The organism is Alicyclobacillus macrosporangiidus CPP55 (assembly GCF_000702485.1).
Classification (GTDB): Bacteria; Bacillota; Bacilli; order Alicyclobacillales; family Alicyclobacillaceae; genus Alicyclobacillus_H; species Alicyclobacillus_H macrosporangiidus_B.
This window is the reverse complement of the sequence record NZ_JNIL01000001.1, coordinates 3398358-3419271: the sequence shown is the minus strand read 5'-3', so window position 1 is coordinate 3419271 and position 20914 is coordinate 3398358. Positions and strand designations below refer to the sequence as shown.

Genomic DNA, 20914 nt, shown 5'->3' with positions numbered 1-20914 from the left:
CTGACCCTCCATCACATTTGTCCTTCCATACCATCTGCCCCTCAGTGTCAAATGTCCGAGAGAGTGATGAGCAGGTAATGGAATGTTATGGAGATGATGTACAGCTTGTTCATGACGTTTGTCCCTAGTTCCATGAATCCGCAATCGCCTGTGGTGATCAGCCTGTGGTCGCTAGCCTGCAATTTGCAGCGGTGGTTCAAGACTATGGGATGACGCTGGATATCACGTGTTTCGGTTTCGCGAGATCGTTGTCACTTGAGGAAGGTGAAGGGGTAATCGTCAGGCGAGGTAAATTCTTTCAGAGGAACTCTGTCTCATAACTATCGATACCAAGCCATACCGTATACGAGCACACTTGCCGTGAAGGCCTCGAAGACAACATGCCAAGGTTAGGAGGATCGTGGCCATGAGGGCATCGCATCAAACGGAGGAGCACCTCGTCCTACACAGACGACCGTCCACGTTGCGATGGTGGTTTGTCGTGTTGCTGCTGATCGGCGCGGTGGTCAACTACCTGGATCGCGCCAATCTGAGCATCGCCAATCCGCTCATCTCGAAAGAGTTTCACCTGTCCCCGGCAGAGATGGGGGTTCTGCTCTCCGCGTTTCTGTGGCCGTACGCGCTGGCCAACCTGCCCGCCGGTTGGTTGGTCGACCGGCTCGGTCCACGCCGGTTGTTTGCGTGGGCTTCCGGCCTCTGGTCGCTCGTCACCTTCATCAGCGGATTTTCCAGGACGCCCTCATTCCTGTTGACGATGCGCATCCTGCTCGGCATATCGGAGTCCCCCTTCTTCACCTGCGGCCTCAAGGTGACCGAGCGTTGGTTCGGGAAGGAAGAACGCGGACTGCCGACCTCCATTTTTAACACCGGATCGCAGATCGCCAACGGTATCGCCCCGCCGCTGCTGACCCTGTTGATGTTGTCGTTGGGTTGGCGCGGCATGTTCATGTGCATCGGGGCCGTGGGGTTTGTGGTGATGATCGCATGGCTGCTCGTCTACCGCGATCGCCCCGGCATGCCGACCGCGTCGTCGCCGGAGTTCGATCCGCCGGTATCCTCACCCGGACCTCCGACTCGGCGCAGCTGGCTTTCCCTCTTCCGCCATCCGTCCACCTGGTTCATGATCATCGGCAACTTCGGCGTGGTGTTCACCGTGTGGGTATACCTCACGTGGTTGCCTGGCTATTTGGAGAAGAGCCGGCATCTGAGCATTTTGCACACCGGCTGGGTAGCGTCCATCCCGTTTTTGTGCGGCATTGTCGGCGTGCCCTTGGGTGGGGTGATCTCCGACGTGTTTATTCGCCGCCCGACATCGTCACGTGCATCGTGCTCCTGGCCATCGGTTACTTCGCGGCCGCCCTGCCGTCCGGGGTGATATGGACCCTGGCCGCCGACATCGCACCGTCGGAGCAGGTGGCCTCTCTCGGTGCCATCCAAAACTTCGGTGGATTTCTCGGAGCCTCGCTGGCGCCCATTGTCACGGGCCTCATCGTCCAGGCGACCGATTCCTTCGACCTGGTGTTCGTCGTGGGGGCGTGTCTGCTCGTGGTGGCCGCCATCAGTTACGGTGTATTTTTGAAGCGTCCGATTGAAGACCGCGTCTGATCGTACTGTAACCCACCATCCGAGGAGGATACGAATGTGAATCTCCATCACCGCGGCGTGTACACGGCGCTGATCACCCCGTTCACGGCGGATGGGAAAGTCGATTACACCGCCTTCGAAGCTCTGCTGGAGTTCCTGATCGCCAAAGGGGTGCATGGATTGTTCCCATTGGGGACGACGGGAGAGGGCATTCTGCTGTCCGTCGAGGAGCGAAAACAGGTCGCTGAGTTCGTCGTGCGCATCGCCAACGGGCGTGTCCCGGTGATCGTGCACGTGGGCCACGTGCGCACAGAGGAGACCCTGGACCTGGCGCGCCACGCGGCGTCTGTCGGGGCCTCGGCGGTCGCCGCGGTCACCCCGTTCTACTTCCACTTGGAACCGTCGGAACTGTTTCAACACTACCTCGCATTGTCCCAGTCCGTTCCGGATGACTTCCCGGTCTTCACGTACCACATCCCGTCGAACGCGAGAAACGCCGTCACGCCGGAATTGATCCAACGCCTGCTCGATGAGACACCGAACATCCGCGGATTGAAATACAGCTCCGACCAGCTGACCGAACTGCAGGACATCCTGCTCGCCGCCGGGGACGACCTGACGGTCCTGCTCGGCCCGGACCACCTCATCCTGCCTGGTCTGACGATAGGCGTCCAGGGCAGCGTCTCCGGGTGCTCCAATGTCTTTCCTGAGCCTTACGTGCGGTTGTTCCAGGCGTATTGGGCGGGGCAGTGGCAGGAGGCGCAGCGGCAGCAGAAGGTCATCGCGGAGCTGGTGCGCATCTTCCGCTCCGGCATCCAACTGTCCCTGTTCAAAGAGGCCCTGGCGTTTCGCGGACTGACAGGCGGACATGTGCGTGCCCCGCTCGGTCCCCTGTCGGCCGACCAGCGGCGTCTCCTGTTTGACCAGCTTGAGTCGCTGACCCAACGGTACGAAGGGTGACCCCCAACATCGCCAAGAGGGACGTGCCGCCGTCCGGCGTCCCACGTCCCTCACAACGCTTCATTTACACGTCCTCGTCCGTGACCTCCTTCGGAATCCGCTCGCCCGTCGGCGTGAACAGGTACTCTTCCCACGGCGCCACCTCATCGAGCGCCTGCAGCTCCTCAGGAGTCACCGACACCCGCCGCTCCGCCGGCAGGTCCAAAGGGGGACTGGGCCGCACTGGAGGGCGTTCACCGGGCCGCTGCGCAATTTCCCTCGTGAATCCATCCCTTCGATCCGTTCGTTCCATCCGCCTCGTCGGGTCCATCGGCCGTCCCTCCTATCCTTCGAACGACACGTAGATGCGCGGCGTCACCACGTCGTTGGCGACCGTCAGAACCGCCCACATGCCCTTGTCCCGGTGTCCGGCCACCCCGCACACCACGGCGTACCGACCGGGGCGATCTGCGGTGAAGCGAAAGTCCGCGGTGCCACCTGGCGGGGTGCCGACGGCGAAGTTCGGCGTGTGCGCTCCTGGAAACGCTGGCTTCCAGCCCCCCGTGCGCTCCGCGAACGGCACCACGACGGCGCTGTGCGGCTTGGTTTTGCTCTGGTTGCGGTAGTGCACGCGCACCGTCCAGCCCGGCGGGATGGCGACGGTCATCGTCCCATTGGGATAGCCGTTGAAGTTGTTCTCCTTGTTCAGCCCCGCCACCAGCGTCAGGTCCACCGTTCGGTGAGCCGGGTCCGACCGCATCCACTGAGACGTGGCGAGGATGTGCGCGCCGCCCGCCCGGGCTCCGGTGGCCCCCACCGAGTTCCACGCGCGCATGGCGCTCGGGCTGTGCGTCTGGCAGCCGCACGTCAGACACAACAAACCGGCGCACAAGGCGCCGGTCACGGTCATGGAAAGCCTGCGCATGACGACCCCTCCCGGCGATCCGCGCCGTTCCGCCGGGTGCGTCCCCGGCGCACGGCGGATCGTTCCTGAGGATAGCGTGGTCAGTGCATGGCATCCGTATGCGCAGCATCCAATAATGCTCGCTCCAACCCGAGGACGTCGTCGAGGATGTATTCGCAGCCGAGTTCTTCGAATTTCCCTCGCGCCGCCTGCCCGGTCAGCCCCGTCAGGACGGCTGCGAAATCGAACCCTGCCCTGCGGGCAGCCATCCAGTCCGCCACCGAATCGCCGACCACCAGGACCGACTTCGCGGCCGGATCGGGCAGCGGCAGCGGACACCCCAGGACCAGGCTGGCGTCGGCTGTGCCCAGGTAGCTGCGCAGGTAGGAAAACGGGTTCGGCTTCGACAAGGGCCGCGCTTCTGGATGCCGCTCCTCCGCCGCCACCACGTCGCTGGCTGTCGTGACGCCGGCGGGATCGAACAGGGGCAAGAGACCCAGTTGCGTGAGCGGCACGCGGGTCTCGATGTGCGGGCGGCCCGTCGCGATGCCGAGGCGCACCCCCGCGTCGCGCAGGCGCGTGAACAGCCGGCGCATCGCGTCCGGGTCCACCAACGGCACCTCCTGGGTGACGAATCCCCGTTTGCCCGTCGGCGCCCCGTCGCTGTACTCGTCGCCCAGATACCACTCCTGGAAGGTGCGCCGCGCCACCTGCCACAGGGACCGCATCTCCGCCTGCGGCCAGACCTCCTGTCCCTTCAGACGCGCGAAGGCACCGCCGATGGCCGCGAACAGGTCGGCGCTGCCGTTGCAGCGCGAGAATCGCCGCAGGAAGGAGGCGTAGTCGATCGCTCGCCACGCCGCGGGCAGCGTAGACAATCGCTCGCCCAAGGCGTGTACGGCCGCCTCATCCCAGTCATCCGGCAGCCACGCCTTCACCGGACGCCCGTTCGCTGCGGCCCGCTCGAGGATGTCCAGCAGCTGGCACGAGAACTGAAAGAACACCATATCCCAGTTGGAGTTAACGCCCCTGCGCTTCATGAAATCGAGCACCTCGTCACCGGCGAACACCGCCTGGCGCACCCGGCGCACCACTTCAGGTGCCGGATCGGGCGTCGGCGCGGGCAGGGCGCCGGCGGGCAGGCCGAGGAAGCGCGAGGAACAGAGCAGCTCCCACACCGTCAGGGCTGACGCGTTGAAGTAGTGCTCCTCGGAAAGCATGACGCCGTCGACGTCAAACAGGATGGTCTTGTACAAACGGGGGTACCTCCCTCTTCGCGCGGGCCGGGCTTGCGCTCCGCTTCTGCGCTGGCGCGAGCCGCTCCGCGCAAGCCCGGCGTCCTCCGGCTAAACAAAGGTGCGGTGGTCTGACGGCCCTCCCTGGGCAATGACTCAGGAATGCCGGCGGCGGAAGTCGTCCATGAACGCGCGCAGCTTCGCGCACGCCTCCACCGGGACGGCGTTGTACATCGACACGCGGACGCCGCCCACCGACCGGTGGCCGTTCAGGCCGATGAAGCCGTGATCCTTGGCCTCCTGTAGGAACCGCTTCTCCACCTCAGCGTCGGCGATGCGGAAAGTGGCATTCATGAACGAGCGGCTGCCGGGATCGACCACGCCCTGGTAGAACCCGTCGCTCTCATCGATGGCCCCGTACACCAGCGCCGCCTTCTCCCGGTTACGCGCCTCCATCGCCGTCAGGCCGCCCTGCTCCAGCGTCCACTCCGCCACGAGCGCCACCAGATACACGGCGAACACCGGCGGGGTGTTGTAGCGCGAATCGTTCTTGGCATGCACCGCGTACCGGAGCATGGTCGGGAGTCTGCGCGCTTTGGCGATCTCCTCCGCCTGCGCCAGCCAGTCCTCGCGGACGATCACGACGGTGACACCGGCCGGCCCGATGTTCTTCTGAGCCCCGGCGTAGATCAGGTGATAATCCTCGACACGCACCGGCCGGGAGCAGATGTCGCTCGACATGTCGGCGACCAGCGGGATCGACAAGGGATGACGCAGGTCCTGCCACTGGGATCCGACGATGGTGTTGTTGGTCGTGATGTGCACATAGGCCCAGGTGGCGTCCTCCTGCACCTCGGCCCACGCGGGGATCCGGCGGTACCCCTCTTCCTTGGTGCTCGCGGCGACGACCGCCTGGCAACCGACCTTGTCCGCTTCCTGATAAGCCTTTTCCGCCCAGCTGCCGGTCAGCACGTACCCGGCTGCGCCGCCCTCGGGGATGAAGTTGAGCGGCACCATCGCGAACTGCAGGCTCGCGCCCCCCTGCAGGAACAACACCCTGTAGTGGTCCGGGATCCCGAGCAGCCGCCGCAGCCCTTGCTCCGCCCGGGCCTGGATCTCGTCGTACGCCTTGCTGCGGTGGCTCAGCTCGAGGACCGACAGGCCGCCCCCGCCGTAGCTCGGAAGCTCCTCCTGTGCCCGGCGCAACACCTCTTCCGGCAGCGCCGCCGGCCCCGGATTGAAATTGTACACCCCGCGCCTGTCTTCCCACGCCATCTGCATACCTCCCCCAGCCGTCACAGCTCAATACTGCGGATGGTGTGAATACCCGCGATCTGGCCGATGGCAGCCAGCACCTCGGGCGGCACCGGCTTGTCGACGGAGAGCAGCATCACCGCCTGGCCGCCAGTGTCCCGCCGGCCGACCTGCATGGAGCCGATATTGATGTCCGCCTCGCCCAGGATCATGCCAATGCGGCCGATCATGCCCGGGCGATCGACGTGCTCGGTGTAGATCATCCGCCCTTCGGGCAGCATGTCGATACGGTAGTCGTCGATCTGCACGATGCGCGCCCCTGCCCCGTTGTACAGCGTCCCGGCGACGCGCCGCCGCCCCTGAGGCGTGACGGCGGAGACGGACAGGAGGCTCGTGAACACGGTGCTCTTCGGCTGTTTCACCTCACGCACAGAGATCCCCGCTTCCTGGGCCAGCGTCGGGGCGTTGACGTAGTTGACCTCGTCCGCGAACCGCTGGCTGAGCAGCCCCTTGAGCACCGTGCGCGACAGGAAGGATACATCCTGGAGGGCGAGTTCGCCGCCGTAGGCGATCTCGATGTCCGCCATGGACTGCGGCGAGAGCTGCCCCAACAGCGCGCCCAGCTTCTCTCCCAGGACCAGGTACGGCGCGAGATAATCCGAGAGCTCCTTGTCCAGCGACGGCAGGTTGACCGCGTTGCGGAACGGCCGGCCCAACAGCACGTTGGCGACCTCCTCGGCGACGACGATGGCGACGTTCAGCTGCGCCTCCTCCGTCGAGGCCCCCAGGTGCGGGGTGAAGATCACGTTGTCGAAGCGGCGCAGCGGGTGATCGGCGGGCAGCGGCTCCTGCTCGTACACGTCCAACGCCGCGCCGGCCACTTTCCCCGCGGCCAGCGCGTCGCACAACGCCTGTTCATCGATGATGCCCCCGCGCGCGCAGTTGACGATGCGCACGCCATCCTTCATGCGGGCGAACATGCCCGCGTCAATCAAGTGGCGGGTCTCCTTCGTCAGCGGGGTGTGCACCGTGATGAAATCGGCCGCCGCCACCGCTTCCTCCAGCGCCGCCTTGACGATGCCCAGCTCCTTCGCCCGGTCATCGGTCAGAAACGGATCGTACCCGAGCACCTTCATGCCGAACGCCTTCGCCCGCTTGGCGACCTCGGTGCCGATGCGGCCCATGCCGATGACCGCCAGCGTCTTGCCCATCAGCTCGACACCGACGAACGACTTCCGATCCCACACCCCCGCTTTGACGGACGCATGCGCCCTTGGGATATGGCGCGCCAGGCCGATCATCATCGCAAACGTGTGCTCGCACGCCGAGATGGTGTTGCCATCCGGCGCGTTGACCACGACGATGCCGCGCCGCGTCGCCGCCGCCACGTCGATGTTGTCGACGCCGACACCCGCCCGGCCGATGACCTTCAGGCGGTCGGCCGACTCCAGTACCCGTTCGGTTACCTTGGACTGGGAGCGCACCAAGAGCGCGTCCGCGGAGCGGACCGCTTGCGCCAGCTCGGCCTCGGACAACCCGGTCTTCACTTCGATCTCGATGTCCGGCACGACCCGCAGTTTCTCCAGTCCCTGCCTGGAGATGTCGTCGGCGACCAACACCTTCATCGTGTGTCCCCCCGTCGTGGTGATGGATGCAAAAAGCCGCCCGAACACTCTTCTTCCGTAAGTCAGAGCGCCCAGGCGGCCGGCTAACGGGCCCGGCGCGAAGACGGCCGCACCGCTGGCCCGTGAAGATTCGCACTCCCCCGAGGTTCCCCTCGCGATCCCGCCAGTCATGCGAATCGGGTATGCATTTTTGTACAGGGTACCCCACGTCTGTGAATTCCGTCAATCCGCGCGCGCCGGATGAAAGCGCTGTGACTTTGACAGAACGGTGAACACGGCATCTCACAGGCTCCCCGACGGAATATTCACAGTGCAGGAACACGGCCTGCGCGCAGCGGCTCGCTTTAGCGCAGGAGCGGAGCGCAGGCCGTGTTCCAACTTACAGTATTTTTTCTAAAAAAGCCCGGGCGCGCTCGCTTCGCGGCCGGCTGAAAAACTCCGCCGGCGGGGCCTGCTCAATCAACTGGCCGCCGTCGAGGAAGCAGATCCGGTCCGCCACTTCCCGTGCGAAGCCCATCTCGTGGGTGACGATGGCCATCGTGATGCCCGTATGGGCGAGCGAGCGGATGACCTCGAGGACCTCCTTGACCATCTCCGGATCGAGCGCCGAAGTCGGCTCGTCGAACAGCATCACCTCAGGCTCCATCGCCAGCGCGCGGGCGATGGCCACCCGCTGCTTCTGGCCGCCCGAGAGCGTGGCGGGGTAGACCTCCGCCTTGTCCTCCAGGCCGACGCGCCGCAGCAGGTCCATCGCCTTGGCGCGGGCCTCGTCCTTCGGCAAACCCTTGACCGTCACCGGCGCGTACGTCAGGTTGTCGATCACGCGCAGATGCGGAAACAGGTGAAAATGCTGGAACACCATCCCGATGTTCTGGCGCACTTTCATCACGTTGGCCTTCGGGTGGGTCAGCTCCACCCCGCCGACGAACACCTGCCCCCGCGTGGGCCGCTCCAGCAAGTTGATGCAGCGCAACAGCGTGGATTTTCCGGAACCGGACGGACCGATGATGGCGACGACCTCGCCCTTGGCCACCTCAAGCGACACGTTGCGGAGTACCGTCAGGGCCCCGAAGGATTTGGACACGTTCTTCACCGCGATCACTGCGCTGCAACCTCCTCTCCAACCGCCTGCCGGCCCACGTCAGACCGATGACCATGACGTAGTAGATGGCGGCCACGATGATCAGCGGTTCGAAATACCGGTACGTATCGGCCGATACGATGTCCGCCCGCCGCAGCAGATCGCCGGCGCCGATGGTCGACACCAGGGTCGAGTCCTTCAGCAGGGCGATGCTCTCGTTGACCAGTGCGGGCAGGATGTTCTTCACCGCCTGGGGCAGGATGATGTCGAGCATCATCCGGCGGTAGGGCACCCCCAGGGAGAGGGCCGCTTCGCGCTGGCCCCGGTCGACCGAAAGGATGCCTGCTCGGATGGTCTCCGAGATGTATGCGGCAGAGTTGAGGCCGAAGGTGATGACGCCGGCCATGTAGGGCGTGATGTTGTACCCCGTCAACTGCGGGGTCGCGAAATAGACGATGCTCAGCTGCACCAACAACGGCGTGCCGCGAAAGATCGACGTGTATACCATGCCGAACCCGCGCACGAAACGCCATCGGGAAATCTTGAGAATGGACAGGACCGTTCCCCACAAAAACCCAATCACCGCCGAGGTCAGGGTGAACTCGAGTGTGACCAGGATCCCTTTCAAGATGAACGGGATGCTCGGGGCGATGATGCTGAAATCGAGATTCATGATGCCGACGCCCCTCCTTTAGACTGTGGCCTTCCCCGCCTGTACGGGGCGGCCGGCGGCCACACGGCGTCTCACGCCAGGGCCGGCCGGCTCCTATGGATTTCCCTAACGATTCAAGGTATGGTAGACTTCGACATGGTTCAACGAAACGATCCCATAGGCGCCTGAAATGGCGTGTCGCCTGGATTCCGCCCACTTACTATAGCAAATCGGCACGCAGGGGTGGTATGTATTTTTATCCACACTTGCGCATGATCTCTAACACCGGCCTGGACGGGAAGGAGGAACTCACGTTGCCTCTGCCGCGTCTGCGCTTCCATTTCGCACGCTTCCAGGAGGCGGTCTGGCCCTTCTTCATTCTCGCCGTCGGCTGCGTCGTGCACGCCTGGATGTTTCGCCGGAACCCGTACGTGCCGTTGACGGGGGACATGGTCCACTACAACCACGCCGCTGATCTGCTGCTGCAAAGGCACGTCCTCACCTACTGGTCGACCGCGCCGGCTGCGCAGGTGACGCCGGGATACCCTCTGTTCGTCGCCTTGTGCAAGTGGCTGGCGGGTCACGTGTACCCGCGATGGGGCGAATTCGGCCTGCCAGGCTTGCGCATGACCGTATGGTTGCAAGCCGCTCTGGCCATCGGGACAAGCCTCATTGTGTACCGTGTCGCGAGGCGCGTGTGCCCGCCCCGCTGGGCGATGCTCGCCGCCCTGTTATGGACGCTGTACCTGCCCCAGGTGAAGGCGGCGTCCTTTGTCCTGACCGAGACCTTGTTCAATTTTCTGTTCTGGTCTTTTATCCTGTCTTTCTGCCGCGCGCTGGAACGCAGCACCCTCCCGCGATGGTTTTTCACGGGGCTGCTGCTGGGACTGAGTGTACTCGTCCGGCCGACGCCCCTGCCCTACATGGCAGGCATTGCCCTGTGCCTTGGCTGGAGGTGGCGCAGCGGCCAGGCCTCTCTGAAGGAGGTGGCTTTGCGGTTCGGCGGAGCCGTGTCTGGCTTTGTGCTCTGCCTGGCGCCTTGGTGGATCCGGAACTGGCGGGCTTTTCACCGCCTCATTCTGACGAGCGAAGACGCGGGTAATCCGCTGCTGAACGGCAGCATCCCCGATTGGGCAGACTGGCCCGTTCCTCCGGGGCTCACATCGCAGGAACAGGTGAAACTCGCACTGAGCTATATCGCCCAGGGTTTCTCCCAACACCCATTGGCGTATCTCAAGTGGTTGACGGTGGACAAGCTGTGGCGGATGTTCAGCGCACCCTGGTACCCCGATACGGAGCCGTACCAGTGGTGGGCGAATCTCCATATCCTGTGGGTCGGCCTCGGCGCGGCCGGCATTTTGTGGGCCACCCTGGCCACCCCTCAGGTCCGGTGGCTCCTGTGGTTTCCGCTCGTTCTCGCGGGCTTGCAACTGCCGTTCATCCCGCTTCCCCGGTATGTCTTCCCGGTGATGCCGGATGCGTTTTTGGGGACAGCGGTCTTGGGGTACCGGTTGACGGAGTGGATGTCCCGGCGCGTTGCGCGTGAGACACACCGGTTCGCATGAGGACGGCGGTCAGTGAGGCGGATGCTCACCCTGACCGCCGCAGCAGAGGACGGAAGATTCGTGGGGATGGGCGTCGTCCTCGGTCTGGATGGTGACATGGCCGATGCCCAGATGTTCCAAACGGTGTTCCATGTCACGCAGGATGGCTTGGCTCTCCCGGATGGTCAGGTCCCCGTCCATGACCACGTGGCAGGAAAGGGCGTTGCGGCCGCTGGTAATGCTCCAGATGTGCACGTCGTGCACCGAGCGGACGCCGTCCACCGCGAGCATCTCCTGAACCACCCGCTCCAGCTCGATGCCGTGCGGTATCCCTTCCATGAGGATGTTGACCGTCTGGCGTACAATGCGCCACGCGCCAAATGCGATGAGCAGGGCGATGGCGGCGCTGAGCAGCGGATCGATCACGTACCACCCGGTCATGGCCATCACCGCACCGCCAACGATCACCGCGGCCGACGCCGCCGCGTCTCCGATCATGTGCAGAACGGCGCTGCGCACATTCAGCTGATGGTCATCCCGCATCTCCCAGGCCAAATACAGGTTCAACGCCAGCCCCACAGCCGCGCTGGCGAACAGCCATCCGCCGATGATGGGTTGGGGTTGAAGCAACCGTTGGTAAGCCTCCAACAGGATCACGACGGCCACGCCCCACAGCGTGACGGCGTTGATCAAGGCGGCCAGGATCCCCGACCGATGATAGCCGAAGGTCATCCGGGCATTGGCTGGCCGCTGCGCCTGGTTGAGCGCATACCAAGCGAGACCGATGGCGGCGATGTCCGTGAGGACATGGCCGGCATCTGACAACAGCGCCAGGCTGTGCGAGAGCCAGCCACCGGCCAGCTCCGCCACCAGGATGATGGCGGTCAGCCAGAAAGCGCGCCGCATCTTGCCGGTCGGCGCGTGGGTGTGAAAGACGTCGTCGTGGTGGTGCCCATGCGCATCCGTGTGGTCATGAGCCGGTTTGGATGCAGGGGTTCCGCCCCCGGCATGCTCCTCTCTCCTTCGTTCCTTTTGGCGTCATTATAACCGAACGCGCGCTGAGACGGGCAGCCGCATATTCTGCGTGCCTTGACTCACACTACGGCCAGCAACCCTGGAGAGGAGTGGAAACATGCCGGATCAGCCGACCAGCATGCAAGCGCAGAGCCCGCTGTCCGACGCGCAGGACTCGGTGGCCAAGGCACACCGGGCGGTGGCGCAGGCCCAGTCGCACACCAACGCCACGACCCTGGTACAGGCCGCCAACGCGATCGAAAAAGCCGAACGCGCGGTCGCGCAGGTGCAAGGGGATGACAACACGCGGGCGGTGGCCGAGGTGACGGACGATCTGCGGGACGCCGAGCGGCGATACGCGCAGGCCCGAAGCCAGGCACCTCGGGAAGAGGTGTGACGCGGCCGCTCCCTGAGCGTTTGCGAGGTTAAGTAAATTCACAAGAATGGTTGACGCCCTCCCGTTTCCGGCGTAGTGTGAAACTGGAGGCTTGAACGAGGAGGGCTCACCGTGTTGCGCATCCGCGACGCCCAATATCACGATCTGCTGACGATGCTCAACATCTACAACCAAGCCGTGCTGGAGACGACCGCCACCTTCGATCTCGAGGTGCAGACGTTGGAACAGCGACGGGTTTGGTTCGCGCATCACGGCCCCCGCTATCCGCTGGTGGTCGCCGAGGAGGACGGGCACGTCCTCGGCTATTGCGGGCTGTCCCCTTACGGCGGCAAAGCCGGCTATCGGTACACCGCCGAGATCTCCATCTACATCGACCATCAGCAGCGCGGGCGAGGTGTAGGCAGTCAATTGATGCAGCACATCCTGGATCGGGCGCAGCGGATCGGGCTGCACGCCATCTTGGCCCACATCTCCCGGGGCAACGACGCCAGCGTGCGGTTGCACGAACGGTTCGGATTCACATTCGTCGGATGCCTGCGCGAAGTGGGACACAAGTTTGGGCAGTGGCAGGACGTCCTCATCTATCAGTACATCGTGCCGGATGTCGCGCCGGGTGCATTGGCATCGGCGCACGCGGAGCCAGGCCAGACGGACGGCACGCCTGGCCTGGCGGACTGACCCCGGCGAAGGCACAGAGGAACGGGCGCTCGGGGGCAGACGGCGTCCGCCCCCGCAGGACCCCGGACGGCCGTTCGGCCGTGCTGCGACTCGGCCGTCTTTCGCTCATTCCTCCCCCGGCCCGCGATCCCGCAGCACCAACAGCAGATCCCCCGGCTGCACGGCCTCGCCCGGACGGCAGCACACCTCCTCGACCACCCCGTCGAGGGGCGCCTGCACCTGCATCTCCATCTTCATCGCCTCGGTGACCAGCAGCAAGTCCCCGCGTGATACCGCGTCTCCAGGCTTCACCATCACCGCGAGCACGGTGCCCGGCATGCTGGCGCCCACCTCGTGCGGATCGTCCCCGGCCTTGCGCCGCTGCAACGCCGCCTGCGGCGCGCTGCGATCGATGACCTCCACGTCTCGCGGCTGACCGTTCAGCTCGAAGAATACGGTCCGCCGCCCGTCCGGGTGCAGTTCTCCCACCGACAACAGCTTGACGACAAGGGTCTTGCCGCGCTCGATGGAGACGGTGATCTCCTCACCCGGCCGCATCCCGTAGAAGAAAGTCAGCGTGTCGAGCGGCGTGAGATCCCCGTAACGAGCACGGTGGTGGTACAGGTCCTCCGTCACTTTCGGGTACATCACGTACGACATCAGCCGCCGATCGTCCGGCGCCACGCCCATCCGCTCCGCGAACGCGGCGCGCTCCGCCTCCAGGTCCACCTCGGGCAACACCTCCCCCGGGCGGCCCGCCAGCGGCTCGCGGCCCTTGAGCACCGCTCGCCTGAGGTCCTCCGGGAAACCGCCCGGCGGCTGGCCCATGTGCCCGAGAAAGAAATCCACGACGCTGGCCGGGAAGTCGAGCCCCTCCGCCTTCTCCAGCACATCCTCGGCGGTCCTCAGGCCGTTTTGCACCATGAACAGGGCGAAGTCGCCGACCATCTTCGAGGACGGGGTTACTTTGACGATGTCCCCCAGCATCCGGTTGACCTCCTGATACGCCCGCTTCACCTCGTCGAAGCGGTCGCCGATGCCCAACGCCAGGGCCTGTTCCCGGAGGTTGGTGTACTGCCCGCCCGGCATCTCGTGCAGGTACACCTCCGCCGTCGACGTCTTCATGTCCGACTCGAATCGCCCGTAGTACTGCCGGACCACCTCCCAATAGTCGGACAGGCGCTGCAGTTCTGCCAGGTCGTCCGGGACCGCCCGCGGTGTGCGCTCCAACGCGGCCACTAAGGCGTTCCAGCTCGGCTGCGACGTGAGCCCCGACATGGAGCTGATGGCGACGTCCACCACGTCAACCCCCGCTTCTGCCGCCATGAGATACGTGGCGATCCCGTTGCCGCTGGTGTCGTGGGTGTGCAGGTGGATGGGGATGCCCACGTGATCGCGCAACGCCTTGACCAGCTTGACCGCCGCGTACGGCCGTAAGAGCCCCGCCATATCCTTGATGGCCAGGATCTGCGCCCCCGCCCGCTCCAGGTCCTGGGCCAGGCGGACGTAATAGCCCAGGTCGTATTTGCTGCGGTCCGGGTTCAAAATGTCGCCCGTGTAGCAGATGGCCGCCTCGGCGATCTTGCCCGCCTGGCGCACCTCGTCGATGGCCACCTGCATGTTGGGCAGCCAGTTCAGGCTGTCGAAGATCCGGAACACGTCGATCCCGCTTTCGGCCGCCAACTGCACAAACCGCCGCACCACATTGTCCGGGTAATTCTTGTACCCGACCGCATTGGCGCCGCGCAACAGCATCTGGAACAGGATGTTCGGGATGGCGGCTCGCAGGTCGGCGAGGCGCTGCCACGGGTCCTCTTGCAAAAAGCGCATGCTGGCGTCAAAGGTCGCCCCGCCCCAGACCTCCATCGAAAACAGGTTGGCCCCGATGCGGGACGTGGCCTCGGCGATGGCGAGCAGATCGTGCGTGCGCACGCGGGTAGCCAGCAGAGACTGATGCGCGTCGCGGAAGGTGGTGTCTGTCAGCCACAGGCGGCGGTCCTGGCGCAGCCGGCGCAGCAGCCCCTCCGGGCCGAGCTCGTGCAGCAGGTCGCGGGTGCCGCGCGGGCGCGGTTCCCCGTACCGATACACCGGAACCGGCGGCGCGGGCAAGTCCGGCTTTTGCTGCGGGCCCGCATCCCCCTGGCCGTTGACCGTCACCTCGGCGATGTACGTGAGCAGCTTCGTCCCCCGGTCGAGTCGCTGCGGGAAGCGGAAGAGCTCCGGATGATGATCGATGAACGTCACGTCGCATTCGCCGGCGAGGAACTTCGGATGGCGCACCACGTTGGCGAGGAACGGGATGTTCGTCTTCACGCCGCGGATGCGGAACTCCTGCAACGAGCGGTGCATCTTGGCGGCCGCCGCCTCAAAGGTCAGGGCGAAGGCGGTGATCTTGACCAGCAGCGAGTCATAGTAGGGCAGCACCCGCGCCCCGGCGTAGCCGTTGCCGCTGTCCAGCCGGATCCCGAAGCCCACTGCCGAACGGTAGGTGGTGATGCGCCCGGTGTCCGGCAAGAACCCGTTGCGCGGGTCCTCCGTCGTCACCCGGCACTGGATGGCGTAGCCGCGGGTCTGGATGTCTTCCTGGCGATGAATGCCGATCTCCGGCGCCGAGAGCGGATACCCTTCCGCCACGCGGATCTGGGCTTGGACGAGGTCGATCCCGGTGACCAGCTCAGTCACCGTGTGCTCGACCTGGATGCGCGGGTTGACCTCGATGAAGTAGAACCGCCCGTCCGGCGCCAGCAAAAACTCCACCGTTCCCGCGTTCTCGTAGCGCGCGTGGCGCATCAGGCGGACGGCCGTCTCGCAGATGTCCTGGCGCAGGGAGGCGTCGAGGCGCGAGGGGGCGATCTCCACCAACTTCTGGTGCCGGCGCTGGATGGAGCAGTCGCGCTCGAACAGGTGAACCAGGTTGCCGTGCTGATCGCCCAGGATCTGCACCTCGATGTGGCGCGGGGCCTCCAGGTACTTCTCCACGTACACCCCGCCCTCCCCGAAGGCGGCCTGCGCCTCAGAACTGGCGCGGGAGAAGGCGTCCACCAATTCTGCCTCGCTTCTCACCACGCGCATACCGCGGCCGCCGCCGCCCGCGACGGCCTTGATGATCACCGGGTACCCCGCCTCCGCCGCGAAGGCTCGGGCACCCGCGAGATCGACGGGACCGTCCGTCCCCGGAATCACGGGCACCCCGGCCGCCTTCGCCACCTCGCGCGCGCTCACCTTGTCGCCGAACATGCGCAGGTGTTCCGGCTTCGGCCCGATGAACGTGATGCCCGCCTGCTGGCAGGCGCGGGCGAACCCTTCGTTCTCCGACAGAAACCCGTACCCGGGATGAATGGCATCGCACTCGGCGCGCAGCGCCACGTCGATGATGCTGTCGATGTCGAGGTACGCCTCGACAGGGCCCTTACCGGCGCCGACGCGGTACGCTTCATCGGCCTTGTACCGATGCAGGGACAGCTTGTCTTCTTCCGCGTAGATGGCCACGGTGCGGATGCCGAGTTCTGTGGCCGCGCGGCACACGCGAATGGCGATCTCGCCCCGGTTGGCCACCAGAATCTTCCCAAAATTTCTCACGCCAGTCACCTCTTCTCGGATAAACTGGTCTGGCGCCGCGCACACTGAATCCGCGGACAGGAGGGATGCATCATGCATAAAGGTCGGATGGAGTCCGCCGATCAGGCGGATGTGGTGCACTTCGTGATTCACCACGAGGACCCGATGAACCGGCCGGACTGGGCCGAGGAGATCCGTTCCGACGCCGTGTACGAAGGGGCGACTCGGGCCCGGCTGGAACGGACGTCGGACGACGGATTGACCGTGACCGCGCCGCGGCAAGAGTTCCGGTTGTGGGAGCGGGTCGCCGCGCAAAATGGTGCGGACGTCCGCGTCCTCCCTTTGGATGCGGCTGGTCAGGGGCCGGCGGACAAAGCAGACGCATTACCGCGGCTTGGACCGAGTTGATCACCAGTCAAAGCGGGTTCGCAGCCACACCCAGAACAAGAGGAACGACAGGTCGATGCTCATGTCCGGCCAGGAGCGCTCCAACCCGTGGATGATGGCGTATGACAGGTTGAACCACTCCATTCCGATACGCACGGCCTTCTGGGTGCTCCAATCCCCGTACAGCCAGTGCGCCAAACGTCTCACCATGCGGTCTCACCCGATCCCATTGTACCGTAACCGGTGCGCTCCGCCATCTCCATCTCCGCGGCGGTCAGGAATGCTTCCCGCCCGGCGTGTCCGGGTGCCTCAGGCGATCGGGGTCCCGTTGCCCACCGGTTCGTCCGGCCTGAGCAACACCACGTCTCCCTCTTCCGGAATGCCCCCGAGCACCAGCACCTCCGACGAAAACCCGGCGATGCGCCGCGGCGGAAAGTTCACCACCGCCACCACCTGGCGCCCAACAAGACCCTCGGGGTTGTAGCGCCGCGTGATCTGGGCGCTGGACTGCTTGACGCCGAGGGGACCGAAGTCAATCCGCAGCTTGATGGCCGGTTTGCGCGCCTCTGGAAAGGGTTCCGCGGCGATCACGGTTCCGACGCGCAAATCCAGCTTTTCGAAATCCTCCAACGTGGCCATGTCCAAAGCCCCCCCACGGTGAGATGTCCATATGGTTTCCTATACCACAACAGTTTCCGCTTTTCCACCGCTTTTTCCAGCGTGGAACCGGCCAGAGGGTCACCGGCCGGCCAAGCTCTTATGGATCCAGATGGCCGCCTGGGCCCCGTCGCCCATCGCGATGGCCACCTGCTCGGAGTGGGCGGCCACATCCCCCGCCGCCCACACGCCGGGGACGTTCGTCTCCCGGGTGCGCGGGTGCACCGGAATGTGCCCGTTGTCGTGCACCCGGACGCCGAGTTGGACCGCCAACGCCGAGTGTACGAGGTTGCCCCCGAACGCCGTGAAGGCCCGCTCCGCCTCGATGCGCCGGCCGTCCGCCAACCTCACCGCCGCCAGCCCGTCGCCCGGGCCTTCGAGGGCCACGATGGGTCCTTCGATGTGCGGGATGCCGGCCCCCTTCAGCTCCTGCGCCAACGCTGGAGATAAGGGCCGCCGCTCGTGGTCGATGTACACCAGGTCCCGGGTCCAGTCGGTCAACGTGATCGCCATGCGCGCTCCCGCCTCCCCGGCACCGAGCACGGCCGTCCTCCGCCCGCGCACCTCGTACCCGTCGCAGTCCGGGCACACGTATACCGACAGCCCTAGGCGAGGCATCAGGCCGGGTAGTTCGGGCAGGCGATCCATGACGCCCGTGGCGAGGAGCAGACGCCGCCCCATGTACGTCCGGCCGCTGCGCCCGGTCAGGCGGAACCCCTCCGGTTGCGCCTGCACCGCCGTCTCGACCCAGTCGACCGCGAACTGGACGCCAAACCGCTCCGCCTGGGCGCGGCCGAGGGATCGCAGATGGGGTCCGCTGACCCCGTCTGGCCACCCGAGCACGTTGTGATACGCTTGGCACCAGACGGATCGCCCCCAGGCCCCATCGATCACCAGCACCCGGTGCCCGTACCGGCCCAGTTGGATAGCGGCCTGCAAACCAGCGATGCCGCCGCCGACGATGACACAGTCCTCCAGGATGATCCCCCCCTCTCGCACGCCTCCTCAGCGTGTGCGTACTCGTCCGATGACATGCGCCCTCATGCACACCAGGAGCGCATGGTCTATAATGGACCGATGAGAGGGAAGAAATGGCTCACCGATTCGAGCCACTCGGAATGGAGGCTGAACGATGGGGCCCATCGACCGTGCGGCCGTACAGTCGGCGCTCGACCGGTTCGCCGGCAAGGATGTGTACCTGCATCTGGAAACCACCAACGGCGCCTATGCGGCGCGCGACTCGGAGAACGCCATGGCCATCTGCGCATACATCCGCAATGGGCTGGTCCGGTACCAGCGCGGGGTGATCCGCGGCGACGGACCGTACCGCGTGGGGTTGAAGATGGAGAATGGCTGGATCTACGCCGAGGGTCTGACGGATTGGGAAGTCGACGCGGAGGGCCGGCTGCTCATGGCCGGGCACGACGCGGAGGGCCGGCTCGCCATCGCCCTGGAGCTGAGCGAGACACCCTTCCGGATGTGACGAGAGGAGGATCCACATGGAACGACACGTATTGGTGGTCTATCCCCACCCGGACGACGAGACGTTTGCCAGCGGCGGGACCATCGCCCTGCACACCCGGGCGGGTACACCCGTCACCTACCTCTGCGGAACGCTCGGGCAGATGGGCCGGAACATGGGCAAACCGTTCTTCGCCAACCGAGAGACCCTGCCCGACGTGCGCGAAAAGGAGCTGCGCGCCGCCTGCGCCGCGCTCGGCATCCAGGATCTCCGGCTGCTCGGGCTGCGTGACAAGACGGTGGAATTCGAGGATCGGGAACAGTTGGCCGACCGCATTCTCGCCGTCATGAAGGAGATGCGGCCGAGCCTGCTCATCACTTACTACCCCGGTTTCGCCGTGCATCCGGATCACAACGCCCTCGGCGCCGCCGCCATCCGCGCCGTCGAGAAGCTGCCCGCGAACGAGCGGCCCGTGGTGCACTGCGCCGCCTTCTCCCGGGATTGCCGCGAGAAGCTGGGCGATCCGGACGTGATCATCGACATCACCAGCGTGCGGGATGTGAAGATGGCCGCCATCCGGGCCCACCGCTCGCAATCCGAAGCCATGCTCGCCCGCATGGAGCGCGACCCCGCCTTCCGCGCCCAGCGAGAGGCGACCTTGCGGCAAGAGGTGTATTGGACGTACCGGGTGTGACCCGGACGCCCTCTCTCCGCCTCTGCGCAGGATGTCATTTCCTCAAATCGGCCCATGCAGCCTCGAGGCCTGCCCAGTTGTGGGCGGGCCAGACCCCGTCCGCATGCCGGGCCAACACCGTGGCACCGCGCGCCGACGGCTGGTACGACGGATCCCCGAAAAGAGGATTCCACCACACCAGGCGCCGCGCCAGCCGCCGCAGGCGCACGACCTCCGCGTCCAGGACCCCGGGTTCCCCTGCGTCCAGTCCATCTGACAGCAGCACCACGACGGCGCCCCCGCGCAGCGCGCGGACCGCGTGCCGCTGCCGGAACGCGGCCAACGCCTCCGCTAACCGGGTGCCGCCTGACATGTCGGGGACAGCCCACACCGCCTCCTGCAGCGCCCGATCCACATCGCGCAGGCGGAGCCGATCCGTGATCCGGGTCAGGCGCGTGCTGAACACGTACACGTCGAGTCGCAAACCGGCTTGCATCAGGGCGTGCGCGAAGCGCAGCGCCATGCGGCTGTAGGGGTCCATCGATCCGCTGACGTCGCACAGCAACACCACGGGGCGCTGCTTCTTGCGCACCTGTCTGTAGATCCAATCGATGCACTCGCCGCCAGTCCCTGCTGCCGCTCGCCGGATGGTGCGCCCGAGGTCCAACGGCCCGCCCCGCCGCACCGCGATCCGGCGTCGGCTCGGACGCCACAGAGGCGTCGCCCGCACCCGCCAGCGTTTGACCTGTTCCCACTCCGCCGGGGTGATGCGGGCGGCGTCCCGCCGCCGCAACCGCTCCTCCGCACTCGCCCCCGTGCGGATCCACACCTGGGGCCCCGCCTCGTCCCCGCCCGCGCGGTCCGGATCCGCGGCGGGATCGCGCCCCATCCAGACCACCTGAAGATGGCGGTGCCGCTCCTGCCAGCCGCGCGCCACCTGGGCAGAGAGGGTGTTGAGCGCGAGCCAGGCGTGCTGCACGCCGCGGGCGTTCTGAAAGAACACCTGCCAGGCGGCCCGAAACAGCGGGACCTCGTGCGCGTGCTTGACCACCACCGCCTGCACCGCGTCGCGGCACGTCCGGGCGTCGGTCACCCCCAGCCGCCCCAGAGCCGACAGGACCAGGCGGGCCTCCCCCGGGCCGACGGAAAACCCTAGCCGCCGCAGGCCGCGCAGGAACGCCAGCAGGTTGGAGACAAACGGCGGCCGCTCCTCCCCGGCCGGCCCGTCCGCCGCGACGTCCCGGCCTGAGGCCGCCCGAACGGACCCGGTCCGCTCCTCCTCGCGGGACAC

Annotated in this window: 22 protein-coding genes and 1 riboswitch; of the genes, 9 read left to right on the top strand and 13 right to left on the bottom strand. The window is 65.8% G+C overall.

The genetic code is table 11. From position 1 onward, the window contains the following. Positions 1 to 406: 406 nt before the first annotated feature. From N687_RS21435 to N687_RS0116875, 3 genes are read left to right on the top strand one after another with little or no spacing between them, the layout of a single operon-like run. Complete coding sequence (locus tag N687_RS21435) at positions 407 to 1375, top strand: MFS transporter (protein ID WP_231493516.1); 969 nt, start codon at positions 407 to 409, stop codon at positions 1373 to 1375. Further along, entirely contained in the window at positions 1327 to 1605 is a 279-nt protein-coding gene (locus N687_RS24910; protein ID WP_231493515.1) for a hypothetical protein, read from the top strand. The genes N687_RS21435 and N687_RS24910 overlap by 49 nt, the downstream gene beginning before the upstream one ends. Positions 1606 to 1641: 36 nt before the next feature. Next, a complete protein-coding gene (locus tag N687_RS0116875; RefSeq protein WP_029422979.1) occupies positions 1642 to 2544 on the top strand; it encodes a dihydrodipicolinate synthase family protein in 903 nt (300 codons plus the stop codon). 64 nt (positions 2545 to 2608) lie between these two features. Here N687_RS0116875 and N687_RS21430 read toward each other — a convergent pair whose 3' ends face one another. From N687_RS21430 to N687_RS0116840, 7 genes are all read right to left on the bottom strand, one after another. After that, positions 2609 to 2854, bottom strand: coding sequence for a hypothetical protein (locus N687_RS21430; protein WP_035462452.1), 246 nt, complete (start codon positions 2852 to 2854; stop codon positions 2609 to 2611). Between the two features lie 12 nt (positions 2855 to 2866). Beyond that, entirely contained in the window at positions 2867 to 3448 is a 582-nt protein-coding gene (locus N687_RS22490) for a sulfocyanin-like copper-binding protein (RefSeq protein WP_051663377.1), read from the bottom strand. An 80-nt stretch (positions 3449 to 3528) separates the two neighbouring features. Then, a complete protein-coding gene (locus tag N687_RS0116860) occupies positions 3529 to 4683 on the bottom strand; it encodes an HAD family hydrolase (protein ID WP_029422977.1) in 1155 nt (384 codons plus the stop codon). Positions 4684 to 4818: 135 nt separating this feature from the next. After that, complete coding sequence (gene serC, locus N687_RS0116855) at positions 4819 to 5937, bottom strand: 3-phosphoserine/phosphohydroxythreonine transaminase (protein ID WP_029422976.1); 1119 nt, start codon at positions 5935 to 5937, stop codon at positions 4819 to 4821. Between the two features lie 20 nt (positions 5938 to 5957). After that, on the bottom strand, positions 5958 to 7541 hold the full coding sequence (serA, locus tag N687_RS0116850; RefSeq protein WP_029422975.1) for a phosphoglycerate dehydrogenase: 1584 nt from the start codon (positions 7539 to 7541) through the stop codon (positions 5958 to 5960). A gap of 62 nt (positions 7542 to 7603) precedes the next feature. Then, a riboswitch (ZMP/ZTP riboswitch) is annotated at positions 7604 to 7722 on the bottom strand. 198 nt (positions 7723 to 7920) lie between these two features. Continuing rightward, complete coding sequence (locus tag N687_RS0116845; RefSeq protein WP_029422974.1) at positions 7921 to 8643, bottom strand: amino acid ABC transporter ATP-binding protein; 723 nt, start codon at positions 8641 to 8643, stop codon at positions 7921 to 7923. Next, on the bottom strand, positions 8576 to 9295 hold the full coding sequence (locus N687_RS0116840) for an amino acid ABC transporter permease (RefSeq protein ID WP_081841515.1): 720 nt from the start codon (positions 9293 to 9295) through the stop codon (positions 8576 to 8578). Before N687_RS0116840 ends, N687_RS0116845 begins: the two co-directional genes overlap by 68 nt. A 293-nt stretch (positions 9296 to 9588) precedes the next feature. On the opposite strand from N687_RS0116840, the gene N687_RS0116835 reads away from it, so the two are divergent. Continuing rightward, entirely contained in the window at positions 9589 to 10839 is a 1251-nt protein-coding gene (locus tag N687_RS0116835) for a glycosyltransferase family 39 protein (protein WP_197029316.1), read from the top strand. A 9-nt stretch (positions 10840 to 10848) separates the two neighbouring features. Here the strand turns inward: N687_RS0116835 and N687_RS0116830 are convergent, their stop codons facing one another. After that, complete coding sequence (locus tag N687_RS0116830; protein ID WP_081841513.1) at positions 10849 to 11724, bottom strand: cation diffusion facilitator family transporter; 876 nt, start codon at positions 11722 to 11724, stop codon at positions 10849 to 10851. 226 nt (positions 11725 to 11950) lie between these two features. On the opposite strand from N687_RS0116830, the gene N687_RS0116825 reads away from it, so the two are divergent. Together N687_RS0116825 and N687_RS0116820 are read left to right on the top strand one after the other, a co-directional pair. Then, a complete protein-coding gene (locus N687_RS0116825) occupies positions 11951 to 12229 on the top strand; it encodes a hypothetical protein (RefSeq protein WP_029422970.1) in 279 nt (92 codons plus the stop codon). Between the two features lie 111 nt (positions 12230 to 12340). Further along, complete coding sequence (locus N687_RS0116820; RefSeq protein WP_081841512.1) at positions 12341 to 12907, top strand: GNAT family N-acetyltransferase; 567 nt, start codon at positions 12341 to 12343, stop codon at positions 12905 to 12907. 105 nt (positions 12908 to 13012) lie between these two features. Here N687_RS0116820 and N687_RS0116810 read toward each other — a convergent pair whose 3' ends face one another. Then, the gene (locus N687_RS0116810) at positions 13013 to 16465 is read right to left on the bottom strand and encodes a pyruvate carboxylase (RefSeq protein ID WP_029422968.1); all 3453 of its coding nucleotides are present in this window, start codon (positions 16463 to 16465) and stop codon (positions 13013 to 13015) included. Positions 16466 to 16537: 72 nt separating this feature from the next. On the opposite strand from N687_RS0116810, the gene N687_RS0116805 reads away from it, so the two are divergent. Beyond that, positions 16538 to 16852 carry a hypothetical protein gene (locus tag N687_RS0116805; protein ID WP_029422967.1) on the top strand — a complete coding sequence of 105 codons (315 nt, stop codon included), beginning with the start codon at positions 16538 to 16540 and terminating at the stop codon, positions 16850 to 16852. On the opposite strand, the gene N687_RS21420 is transcribed toward N687_RS0116805, so the two are convergent. The 3 genes from N687_RS21420 to N687_RS0116790 all read right to left on the bottom strand — a co-directional run bounded on the left by N687_RS21420 (position 16853) and on the right by N687_RS0116790 (position 18487). Continuing rightward, positions 16853 to 17041: a hypothetical protein gene (locus N687_RS21420; protein WP_035462449.1), complete on the bottom strand. Its 189-nt coding sequence runs from the start codon at positions 17039 to 17041 to the stop codon at positions 16853 to 16855. A gap of 99 nt (positions 17042 to 17140) precedes the next feature. After that, positions 17141 to 17470, bottom strand: a complete 330-nt coding sequence (gene csaA / locus N687_RS0116795) for a chaperone CsaA (protein WP_029422966.1) — start codon at positions 17468 to 17470, stop codon at positions 17141 to 17143. Between the two features lie 99 nt (positions 17471 to 17569). Further along, complete coding sequence (locus N687_RS0116790) at positions 17570 to 18487, bottom strand: NAD(P)/FAD-dependent oxidoreductase (RefSeq protein ID WP_231493514.1); 918 nt, start codon at positions 18485 to 18487, stop codon at positions 17570 to 17572. 133 nt (positions 18488 to 18620) lie between these two features. Here N687_RS0116790 and N687_RS0116785 point away from each other — a divergent pair, with 133 nt between their 5' ends. Continuing rightward, positions 18621 to 18971, top strand: coding sequence for a YojF family protein (locus N687_RS0116785; RefSeq protein WP_029422964.1), 351 nt, complete (start codon positions 18621 to 18623; stop codon positions 18969 to 18971). A gap of 16 nt (positions 18972 to 18987) precedes the next feature. Further along, a complete protein-coding gene (gene bshB2 / locus N687_RS0116775) occupies positions 18988 to 19644 on the top strand; it encodes a bacillithiol biosynthesis deacetylase BshB2 (protein ID WP_029422963.1) in 657 nt (218 codons plus the stop codon). Positions 19645 to 19678: 34 nt separating this feature from the next. On the opposite strand, the gene N687_RS22485 is transcribed toward bshB2, so the two are convergent. Beyond that, a complete protein-coding gene (locus tag N687_RS22485; protein WP_051663376.1) occupies positions 19679 to 20914 on the bottom strand; it encodes a vWA domain-containing protein in 1236 nt (411 codons plus the stop codon).